This is a genomic window from Bradyrhizobium sp. MI1.11 (assembly GCF_055811255.1).
Window position 1 is genome coordinate 59,543 of record NZ_JBVVPM010000017.1, and the last position, 10,814, is coordinate 70,356.

The window sequence follows — 10,814 nt, forward strand, 5'->3', positions numbered from 1 at the left end:
TGTCAGGGAGAGCGGTCATGCATGGGACCATCGAAAGCGCGGCGAAGCTCGACGCGTTGCGCGCACGCGCAACGTCACTGCCGCTGGAGCAGTTCGATCCGGGCGACCCCGAGCTGTTCAGGACCGATACGTTCTGGCCCTATTTCGATCGCCTGCGCCGCGAAGATCCCGTGCACTATTGCAAGGACTCGATGTTCGGGCCGTATTGGTCGGTGACGCGCTACAACGACATCATGGAGATCGAGACCAATCATTCGGTATTCTCCTCGGCCTCCTCGCTCGGCGGCATCACCATCCGCGACATCGATCCGGAACTGCGTCGCGAGAGCTTCATCTCGATGGACCCGCCGCGCCACGCGGCGCAGCGCAAGACCGTGGCGCCGATGTTCACGCCGACGCATCTGGACAATCTCGCGCTCAGCATCCGCAAGCGCTCGGCCGAGTGCCTGGACAATCTGCCGCGCGGCGAGGTGTTCGACTGGGTCGACCGCGTCTCGATCGAGCTCACCACGCAGATGCTCGCGGTGCTGTTCGACTTCCCCTGGGAGGACCGCCGCAAGCTGACGCGCTGGTCGGACATCGCGACCACCATTCCCGGACCCGACGGCCTCGTCGCCACCGAAGACGAGCGTCAGGCCGAGCTCACCGAATGCGCCGGCTATTTCGCGCGGCTGTGGAAGGAGCGCATCGAGCAGCCGCCGAAGAGCGACCTGTTGTCGATGATGGCGCATGGCGCCGCGACGCGCGACATGGACGCGAAAAACTTCCTCGGCAATCTCATCCTTCTGATCGTCGGCGGCAACGACACCACCCGCAACACCATGTCCGGCTCGCTTGACGCGCTGAGCCAGCATCCGGAGCAATATCGCAAGCTGCGCGAAAACCCCGTGCTGCTCGACAGCTTCGTGCCGGAAGTGATCCGCTGGCAGACGCCGCTGGCTCATATGCGGCGCACCGCGCTTGCGGACTTCGAGTTCCGGGGCAAGCAGATCAAGAAAGGTGACAAGGTCGTGATGTGGTATGTCTCGGGCAACCGCGACGCCGACGCGATCGAAAAGCCCTACGAATTCATCATTGACCGCGCACGGCCGCGCACGCATCTCTCGTTCGGCTTCGGCATCCACCGCTGCGTCGGCTTGCGGCTTGCCGAACTCCAGCTCAAGATTATCTGGGAAGAGATCCTCAAGCGATTCGACCATATCGAGGTGGTCGGCGAACCCAAGCGGGTCTATTCGAGTTTCGTGAAGGGTCTCGAAACCTTGCCGGTGAAGATCGCGGCGTGAGATTACTCCCTCTCCCCGTTCTACGGGGAGAGGGTCGGGGTGAGGGGGCTCTATCCGCGAAAAAAGTAGCCGCCGACTCGCGGAGAGTCCCCCTCACCCGGAATCCGCGCGGTGCGCGAATTCCGGCCTCTCCCCGCAAGCGGGGAGAGGCGAAGAAAGAGAAACACTGGAGCTACGACCATGAACATCCAAGCGCCGGTTCAAGTGGACAAGGCCGAACGCATGCGCAGGGCCCGCGAGGAGGCCTATGCGACGCCGCTGGCGCAGTTCCACCCGGGCGCGCCCAGGCTGTTCCAGGATGACACCCTGTGGCCGTGGTTCGAGCGGCTGCGCAAGGAAGAGCCGGTGCATTACTGCACCAACGCGCCGATCGAGCCGTATTGGTCGGTGGTGAAGTACAACGACATCATGCATGTCGACACCAACCACGGCCTGTTCTCCTCTGACTCGACGCTCGGCGGCATCGGCATCCGCGACGTGCCGGAAGGTTATGACTGGCCGAGCTTCATCGCCATGGACCAGCCGCGTCATTCGTCGCAGCGCAAGACGGTGTCGCCGATGTTCACGCCGACTCATCTGGACGAACTGGCGAAACTGATCCGCCAGCGCTCGCAGACCGTGCTCGACAATCTGCCGCGCAACGAGACCTTCAATTTCGTCGAGCGCGTCTCGATCGAGCTGACGACGCAGATGCTGGCCACCCTGTTCGACTTCCCCTGGGAAGAACGGCGCAAGCTGACGCGCTGGTCAGATGTCGCGACCGCGCTACCCAAGAGCGGCATTGTTGCCTCGGCCGAAGAGCGCCGCCGCGAGATGGACGAATGCTACGCCTACATGTCCAAGCTCTGGAACGAGCGCGTCAACTCCGCGCCGCGCAACGATTTGCTGTCGCTGATGGCGCACAACGACGCCACGCGGTTCATGGATCCCGACAATCTCATGGGCAACATCATCCTGCTCATCGTCGGCGGCAACGACACCACGCGCAACACCATGACCGGCTCGGTGCTGGCATTGAACGAGAACCCGGAGCAGTACGACAGGCTGCGCGCCAACCCGGAACTGATCGATTCCATGGTGCCCGAAGTGATCCGCTGGCAGACCCCGCTCGCGCATATGCGGCGCACCGCACTGCAGGACACTGACGTTGGCGGCAGACACATCAAGAAGGGCGACCGCGTCGTGATGTGGTACGTCTCCGGCAACCGCGACGAGGAGATGTTCGAGAGGCCGAACGAATTCATCATCGACCGCCCGCGGCCGCGCACCCACCTCTCCTTCGGCTTCGGCATCCACCGCTGCGTCGGCATGCGCCTCGCCGAGCTCCAGCTCAAGATCGTCTGGGAAGAGATGCTGAAGCGTTTCGACCGCATCGAGGTGGTCGGCGAGCCCAAGCGGATCTATTCGAGCTTCATCAAGGGATACGAGTCGCTGCCGGTGAGGATTCCGGGGTAGGCTTCACTGTCCGTGATTGCGGCGCCTTCAACTCTATCCCCTCACCCTGAGGAGCCTGCAAAGCAGGCGTCTCGAAGGGCGAGGCCGAGAGCAGGGCCTGCATCCTTCGAGACGCGCGAAGACGCGCTCCTCAGGATGAGGATAAGCGCCTTTCGCGCGGATATAAAATTCCGGCATGACAGCTCGCACAACATGCGATGGGTCGCACACGGCCTTCTGTCCTAAACCGCACCGGCACATCTAACTCAACTTGATGTCCCACACGCCGTCCTTGCGGCAGGCGGCGACCTCCTCGCGCAGGAGGGCGGTGACGGCAACCGAGGCCGTCGAGACCGGACGATCGATCGGAGAGGCAAATATGAGCTCGCGCGTCATCGGCTTCGAGACGACGGCCGTTTCCAGCCGCCCGTCCGCGACCTCGGCGTGGACCGACGAGGGCGGCAGCAGCGCGAAGCCGAGGCCTTCCTCGACGAGGCTCGTGAGCACGCGGAATGAATCCGCCTCGAGCTGGACGTTGAGCTTGATCTTGCGTTGCGCCGCCGCGTGCTCGATCAGCGCACGGAGACCGTGGGAATGACTGGGCAGCACCAGCCGCTGCCGCAGCAGCCAGCCGATATCGACGCTCTTCTTGCGCGCGAGGCCACAACCGCGCGGACCCACCGCGACGATGTTGTCGCGCCCCAAGCTCTCGACGTTGAGATGCAGATCGGCGGAGCGGCCGTAGAGGATGGCGAGATCCATCTCGCCGCGATGCAGCCATTCGACCAGATGGCCGCTGTAGCTCTCGACGATGCGCAGCGAAATGCCCGGGAATTTTTCGACGCAGCGCCGCGCGAAGCGCGCCGACAGCACGCAGCTCACGGTCGGGACCAGGCCGAGCACGACCTGGCCGGACGGCGGCCCCTTGGACGACTGGATATCGTCGCGGATCTGGTCGATCTGCCGCACGATGCCCGAGGTGCGCGCCAGCAACAGGCGGCCGGCATCCGTGAGCACCATGCCGCGGCCGTTGCGGGTGAACAATTCGGTGCGCAGCTCGTGTTCCAGGAGCTTGATCTGCCTGGAGAGCGCCGGCTGCGCCACACGCAACGTGTCGGACGCCTTGGAGAGGCTGCCGAGCTCCGCCACGCAACTGAAGGTCCTGAGCTGACGGAAATCCATGCTTGCCAATCCTGGAAGGCTACTCCATACGCTATAGCAAATGAGCATAGGGGGCTGGCATTGTTTTCACAACGCCAGAGGATCGGCCGGCGTTATCCTAACTGCCGCACATACGGGAAAACCCCATGAGTGAAGAACACCACACCGAAGATCACGCCGACATCCGCGAAGCCGTCGCAAAGCTCTGCGCGCAGTTTCCCGGCGAATACTGGCGCAAGCTCGACCGCGAGATGGCCTACCCCAAGGCCTTCGTCGACGCGCTGACCGAGGCCGGTTATCTCTCGGTGCTGATCCCCGAGGAATATGGCGGCGCGGGCTTGAAACTTTCAGCGGCCGCCGCGATCCTCGAAGAGATCCAGCGCGCGGGCTGCAACGGCGGCGGCTGCCACGCCCAGATGTACACGATGGGCACCGTGCTGCGGCACGGCAATGACGAGCAGAAGGCAAAATATCTGCCGAAGGTCGCGAGCGGTGAATTGCGCCTGCAGGCCTTCGGCGTCACCGAGCCGACCAGCGGCACCGACACTACCTCGCTGAAGACTTTTGCGCGCAAGGACGGCAATACCGGCTACATCGTCAACGGCCAGAAAATCTGGACCAGCCGCGCCGAACATTCGGACCTGATGCTCCTGCTGGCGCGGACCACGCCGAAGGACCAGGTCAAGAAGCGCACCGATGGCCTTTCGGTGTTCATCGTCGACATGCGCGAGGCCAAGAACAAGGGCCTCGAGATCCGCCCGATCCGCACCATGATGAACCACGCCACCACCGAAGTGTTCTTCACCGACATGAAGGTGCCGGCGGAAAATCTGATCGGCGAGGAGGGCAAGGGCTTTCGCTACATCCTCTCCGGCATGAATGCCGAGCGCATTTTGATCGCGGCCGAATGCGTCGGCGATGCCAAATGGTTCATCGCCAAGGCCACCAACTACGCCAAGGAGCGCAGCGTTTTCGGCCGGCCGATTGGCCAGAACCAAGGCATCCAGTTTCCGATCGCCAAGGCCTACGCCGCGATGCGCGCGGCCGAACTGATGGTGAAGGAAGCGACGCGCAAATACGAAGCCGGGCTCGACTGCGGCGCGGAGGCCAACATGGCAAAAATGCTCGCGGCCGATGCGTCCTGGGAAGCGGCCAACGCCTGCGTCCAGACCCATGGCGGCTTCGGATTTGCCGAGGAGTACGACGTCGAGCGCAAATTCCGCGAGACGCGGCTCTATCAGGTGGCGCCGATCTCGACCAACCTCGTGCTGTCCTTCATCGCCGAGCACGTCCTCGGCATGCCCCGCTCGTACTGAGGCAGCCATCATGGGAGCACTTGACGGGATCAGGGTGATTGCGGTCGAGCAGGCGGTGGCGGCGCCGTTCTGCTCGTCGCGGCTGGCGGATGCCGGCGCGGAAGTCATCAAGATCGAGCGGCCGGAAGGCGATTTCGCCCGCGGCTATGACGCGGCGGCCAAGGGGCAGAGCAGCTACTTTGTGTGGCTCAACCGCGGCAAGCAATCGGCCGTGGTCGATCTCGCCACCAAGGAAGGCTGCGCCGAACTGGAAAGACTGATCGCCAGCGCCGACGTGCTGATCCAGAACCTCAAGCCCGGCTCGATGGACAAGCTCGGCTTTTCGCGCGAGCGGCTGCTGAAGGATTATCCCAAACTGATCTCGTGCACGATCACCGGCTACGGCGACGACGGTCCCTACGCGCACCGCAAGGCCTATGATCTGCTGATCCAGGCCGAGAGCGGCCTTGCCTCGATCACAGGCAATCCCGACGGTGCCTCACGGGTCGGCATGTCGATCGTCGACGTCGCGACCGGCGCCACTGCGCATGCGGCAATCCTGGAGGCGCTGATCGGGCGCGGACGCACCGGCAAGGGCGCCGACATCCGCATCTCCATGTTCGACGTGATGGCGGACTGGTGCACCGTGCCGCTGCTCAACTCCGAAGCCGGCAATCCGCCCAAGCGCATGGGGCTCCGCCATCCCTCGATCGCGCCCTATGGCGTGTTCACGTCCAGCGACGGCAAGGATATTCTGATCTCGATCCAGAGCGAGCGCGAGTGGAAGACGCTTTGCGCAAAAGTGCTGGACCAGCCGGATCTGCCCGCCGATCCGCGCGTGGCCAACATGGTCGAGCGCGTGCGCAACCGCGACTTCACCGACAAGACGGTCGCGGATGCCTTCGGCAAGATGACACGCGACGAGCTGCTGAGGCGGCTCTCCGATGCCGATATCGCCTTTGCCGAGGTCAACACCATGGCCGACCTCACCAAGCATCCGCATCTGCGCCGCATCGAGGTCGACACGCCGCAGGGACGCATCAGCTATCCCGCGCCGGCGCCGATCATTGTCGGCGAGACGCGCAGCTATGGTGCGGTGCCGGGGATCGGCGAAAATCCCCAATCCAGGAAATAACAAGAGCGAGGCGTCATGACCGAGAAGCTCGACATCGATCATTTGCGGCAGTGGATCGGCCGCAGCGAAGAGGCCACCGACACCGTCACCGCGCAGCTCGTCAAGGGTCTGCGCGCGACGCTGTTCCAGGAGGTCGGCGCGCCCAAGTCGGGCGACGCGGCGCCGTTCACGGTGCATTGGTGCCTGGCGCAGCCGGTGTTTCCGATGTCGATGCTCGGGCCCGACGGCCACCCCACCCGCGGCGGCTTCCTGCCGCCGGTGCCGCTGCCGCGCCGGATGTGGGCCGGCGGCGAGATCGAATTTTTGCAGCCGCTGCGCGTCGGCGACGAATCGACGCGGACATCGCGCATTGCGGACGTGCAGGTGAAATCAGGCTCGACCGGCACGTTGTGCTTCGTCTCGGTCGAGCACAGCATCTCCTCGCCGCGCGGCATCGCCATCCGCGAGCGGCAGGACATCGTTTATCGCGAGATGACGACGACGTACGCGACGGCAAAGGCCCCGCCTCCGCCGCCCAAGGCGCAGCATCGCGAGACGCATGTGTCGGATCCCGTGCTGCTGTTTCGGTATTCCGCGCTGACCTTCAACGGCCACCGCATCCATTACGACCGCGACTACGTGACCAAGGTCGAGGGCTATCCGGGCCTGATCTTCCATGGGCCGTTGCAGGCCACGTTCATCATCGAGATGGCCGCGAAGCTGCGCGGCGGCAAGCCGCCGAAGAAGTTTATCTATCGCGGGGTGCAGCCGCTGTTCGAGGGCAGCGAGTTCTCCATCAACGCCAATGAGACCGAGGCGGGCATGGAGCTGTGGACGGCAAACGCGGAGGGGCAGCCGACGATGAAGGGGACCGCGGTGTGGTGATACACTGCTGCTTCCTCCTCGTCATTGCGAGCGTAGCGAAGCAATCCAGAGTCCCTCGGCGGTAACAGTCTGGATTGCTTCGTCGCAAGGGCTCCTCGCAATGACGGTGGGGCTGATAGCCGATAAACATCAGGGAACGGAAACCATGTCCAAAAACGGCAAGAGCGGCAGCAAATCCGTCACCGTCAAGCAGGCGACACTCGACCTGCTGCGCTCCTTCGGCATCAGACGCGTCTTCGGCAACCCCGGCTCGACCGAGCTGCCGTTCCTGAGCGACTGGCCCGACGACATCGACTATGTGCTGGCGCTTCAGGAGGCCTCCGCGGTCGGCATGGCCGATGGCTATGCGCAGGCGACGCGCAATGCCGGCTTCGTCAATCTGCATTCGGCCGCCGGCGTCGGCAACGCTCTCGGCAACATCTATACCGCGCATCGCAACCAGACGCCGCTGGTGATCACCGCGGGCCAGCAGGCGCGCTCGATCCTCCCGTTGCAGGCGTTCCTTTATGCGGAGCGTGCGTCCGAATTCCCGCGGCCTTATGTGAAGTACAGCGTGGAGCCGGCGCGGCCCGAGGACGTGCCGGCCGCGATCGCGCGCGCCTATTACACCGCGATGCAGCCGCCATGCGGGCCCACCTTCGTATCGATCCCGGTCGACGACTGGGCGCATGCCGCAGCTCCCATCGAAGCCCGCAAGGTCAGCCGCGAGATAGCGCCCGAGGCTGACGCGATGAAGGCGCTGGTCACCGCGCTCGGTTCGGCCAAGCACCCTGCCCTCGTCGTCGGCCCCGGCGTCGATCGCGCGGGCGCGGTCGATTTGATGGTGCGCGTCGCCGAGAAGGCCAGGGCCAGCGTCTGGGTCAGCCCGTTTTCGGCGCGCTGCTCGTTCCCGGAACGCCATCCCCAGTTCGCGGGCTTCCTGCATGCCTCGCCGGCGCAATTGTCGGACGCCCTGCGCGAGCACGATCTCGTCGTCGTGATCGGCGCGCCGGTGTTCACCTTCCATGTCGAAGGCCACGCCGCGATCTTCGACGGCGGCGCGACGATCTTCCAGATCACGGACGACCCGGATGCCGCAGCGGTGACGCCGGTCGGGACCAGCATCATCGCGACGATGAAGCCGGCGCTCGCAATGCTGCTCGACCTCTTGCCGGAGAGCCAGCGAGCCGCACCGAAGGGGCGAACGCTGCCACCGGCCCCGCAGGCCGCCGATCCGCTGCCGGTCGAATTCCTGCTGCATTCGCTGTCGCAGGCGATGCCGGACGGCACGTCGCTGGTCGAGGAAATCCCCTCGCACCGGCCGGCGATGCAAAAGTTCATGCCGATGCGCGGCCAGGACAGTTTTTACACCATGGCCAGCGGCGGCCTCGGCTACTCGCTGCCGGCCGCGGTTGGCATGGCGCTCGGTAAACCAAAGAGCCGCACGGTGTGCCTGATCGGCGACGGCTCGGCGATGTATTCGATCCAGGCGCTGTGGACCGCCGCGCAGCGCAAGCTGCCGCTCACCATCGTCGTCATCAACAATTCCGGCTACGGCGCGATGCGCTCGTTCAGCCAGGTGATGCAGGTGAGGAACGTGCCGGGACTCGAACTGCCGGGGATCGATTTCGTCCGGCTCGCGGAGGGCATGGGTTGCCATGCGGTGCGGGTGAGCAAGGCAGCCGAACTGGGCGAGGCGCTCAAGCGCGGAATGGCATTCGAAGGGACCAGCCTGGTGGAGGTCATCGTGGATTCGGCGGTGCCGGTGCTGTACGGGCAGAAGCATTAGCGGCGCACTACATTTCATGTGGTCGTCCTGGCGAAAGCCAGGACCCATTACCCCAGGGAGTAGTTTGGCGAAGACTTGTCGTTCGGTACTGCTACTACGGCAAGATCGGTAGACCTCGCGGTATGGGTCCTGGCTTTCGCCAGGACGACTCCGAAATTGTGGGCCCGCCTTCCCTACGTCCCGAAATCTTCCCGCATCCTGGCCTGGATCTTGGCCATGCCGCCGATCCAGCGGTCGTAGTTCTCGGTCTTCTTGCGCATGTAGCCGAGCACCTGCGGGTGCGGCAGGATCAAGAACGTCTCCTGCTCGAGGCCGGCGAGCACGTCCTCGGCGACCTGCTCGGGCGTGAGGTCGCCGTCGCCGGATTGTGGGCCCTTGGGGATCGAACGCAGCATGTTGGTGTCGACGCCCTGCGGGCAGAGGATCGAGACGCGGATGTTGTGCGCCTTGTGCGAGATCGCGAGATTTTCGGCAAAGCCGACCGCGGCGTGCTTGGTGGTGGAATAAGCCGGGCTGCCGACCTGCGACAGCAGGCCCGCTGCCGAGATCGTGTTGAGGAAATAGCCGCCGCCGCGCGCCTTCATGCGCGGGATCAGATGCCGCGCCGCATAGACATGCGCCATGACGTGAATAGCCCAGCTGCGCTGCCACGGCTCATCCGAGGCGCCGCCGGCATTGACCGATATCGGATCGAAGCCGCCGCCGATGCCGGCATTGGAGCAGAACAATTCGATCGGGCCGAACTGCCGCTCGGTCTCCTCGATGACGTGGGAAATATCCTTTTCCTGCGCGACATCGCATTTGAACGCGGCGCCATCCACCGTGGCAGCGACGGTCCTTGCGTTGTCCGCGTCCATGTCGGCGACGACGACCTTGGCCGCACCGGCCTTGTGAAAGGCTTCGCACAGCGCCTTGCCGATGCCGTTGGCGCCGCCCGTGACGACCACGACCTTGCCGGTCACCTGCATGCGACGTCTCCTCTTGTCTTATACCGCTTCGCTATTCCGTTTCGCGGAGCTTGCTCAGCTCAACACGAGGTCGAGCACCGCGGTATAATGGCACGCCGCACCGGCCAAGACAAAGCCATGCCAGATCGCATTCTGGAAGCGCAGCCGCCGCCATGCATGGAAGACCACGCCAAAGCTGTAGAGCAATCCGCCCGCAACGATGAAGCCCAGCACAAGCGCAGGCAGCGCCTTGACCACGGAATCGTAGAGCATCACGCCGCTCCAGCCCATCGCGAGGTAGATGCCGACCGCGACGCGGTCGAACCGGCCGGGGTAGAGAAGTTTCAGCACGATGCCGAGGAGCGCCACGCACCAAACGCCGGCGAGCAGCACCAGCGCGAAGCCGCTGTCCTTCACCTCCAGGATGAACGGCGTGTAGGTCGCCGCGATCAGGAGGTAGATCGCCGAATGGTCGAATCGCCGCAACAGCCATTTGGCCGGCGAGATCGGCCACAGATTATAGGTCGCCGACAACACCAGCATCGAGAGCAGGCCGGCGACGTAGATCGAGACCCCGACGACGTCGGTTGCGTCGGCATAGAGCACCGTCAGTACCACCAGCACGGTCGCGGCGACGATGCCGCAGAGCACGCCGATCGCGTGGATCACGCCGTCGGCGATCAGCTCGGCGCGGTCGTAATGCCAGCCGATCGCGTCGGCGGCTGCGTGGACGGAGGAGGATGCGAGCTGTTTCAGTTGGAAGACGGTCATGGCAATCCGCAAAGTGAGACAATACCCTCTTGTATGGGTGTTTCGGGATCGGCGCGTCGTTCAAACGGCTGATTTGCCGACAAAGACGGTGGAAGTATGAAGCTTGATTTTCCTCAGGCAGTTGCCACTTTTGTGACTAGTCCTTTTTGCGTATCC

General features: G+C 64.2%; 9 protein-coding genes. 6 read left to right on the forward strand and 3 right to left on the reverse strand.

Annotated features, from left to right (window positions below; all coding sequences use genetic code 11):
* Nucleotides 1-17: 17 nt before the first annotated feature.
* Entirely contained in the window at nt 18-1,283 is a 1,266-nt protein-coding gene (locus tag AC0L30_RS18495) for a cytochrome P450 (protein ID WP_007596487.1), read from the forward strand.
* 180 nt (nt 1,284-1,463) lie between these two features.
* Nucleotides 1,464-2,738, forward strand: coding sequence for a cytochrome P450 (locus tag AC0L30_RS18500; RefSeq protein ID WP_473404921.1), 1,275 nt, complete (start codon nt 1,464-1,466; stop codon nt 2,736-2,738).
* Between the two features lie 240 nt (nt 2,739-2,978).
* On the opposite strand, the gene AC0L30_RS18505 is transcribed toward AC0L30_RS18500, so the two are convergent.
* Nucleotides 2,979-3,899, reverse strand: coding sequence for a LysR substrate-binding domain-containing protein (locus AC0L30_RS18505; RefSeq protein WP_007596491.1), 921 nt, complete (start codon nt 3,897-3,899; stop codon nt 2,979-2,981).
* Nucleotides 3,900-4,024: 125 nt separating this feature from the next.
* Here AC0L30_RS18505 and AC0L30_RS18510 point away from each other — a divergent pair, with 125 nt between their 5' ends.
* The 4 genes from AC0L30_RS18510 (at nt 4,025) to mdlC (ending at nt 8,940) form a co-directional block, all read left to right on the forward strand.
* Nucleotides 4,025-5,194 (forward strand): acyl-CoA dehydrogenase family protein, encoded by a 1,170-nt coding sequence (locus AC0L30_RS18510; protein ID WP_473404922.1) that lies wholly within the window; start codon nt 4,025-4,027, stop codon nt 5,192-5,194.
* A 10-nt stretch (nt 5,195-5,204) separates the two neighbouring features.
* A complete protein-coding gene (locus AC0L30_RS18515; RefSeq protein ID WP_473404923.1) occupies nt 5,205-6,308 on the forward strand; it encodes a CaiB/BaiF CoA transferase family protein in 1,104 nt (367 codons plus the stop codon).
* 15 nt (nt 6,309-6,323) lie between these two features.
* The gene (locus AC0L30_RS18520; RefSeq protein ID WP_473404924.1) at nt 6,324-7,172 is read left to right on the forward strand and encodes an HTD2 family dehydratase; all 849 of its coding nucleotides are present in this window, start codon (nt 6,324-6,326) and stop codon (nt 7,170-7,172) included.
* 145 nt (nt 7,173-7,317) lie between these two features.
* Nucleotides 7,318-8,940: a benzoylformate decarboxylase gene (gene mdlC, locus AC0L30_RS18525; protein WP_473404925.1), complete on the forward strand. Its 1,623-nt coding sequence runs from the start codon at nt 7,318-7,320 to the stop codon at nt 8,938-8,940.
* A 173-nt stretch (nt 8,941-9,113) separates the two neighbouring features.
* Here mdlC and AC0L30_RS18530 read toward each other — a convergent pair whose 3' ends face one another.
* Nucleotides 9,114-9,908 carry an SDR family oxidoreductase gene (locus AC0L30_RS18530; RefSeq protein WP_473404926.1) on the reverse strand — a complete coding sequence of 265 codons (795 nt, stop codon included), beginning with the start codon at nt 9,906-9,908 and terminating at the stop codon, nt 9,114-9,116.
* A gap of 54 nt (nt 9,909-9,962) precedes the next feature.
* Nucleotides 9,963-10,658 carry a PAQR family membrane homeostasis protein TrhA gene (gene trhA, locus AC0L30_RS18535; RefSeq protein ID WP_354201906.1) on the reverse strand — a complete coding sequence of 232 codons (696 nt, stop codon included), beginning with the start codon at nt 10,656-10,658 and terminating at the stop codon, nt 9,963-9,965.
* Nucleotides 10,659-10,814: the final 156 nt, after the last annotated feature.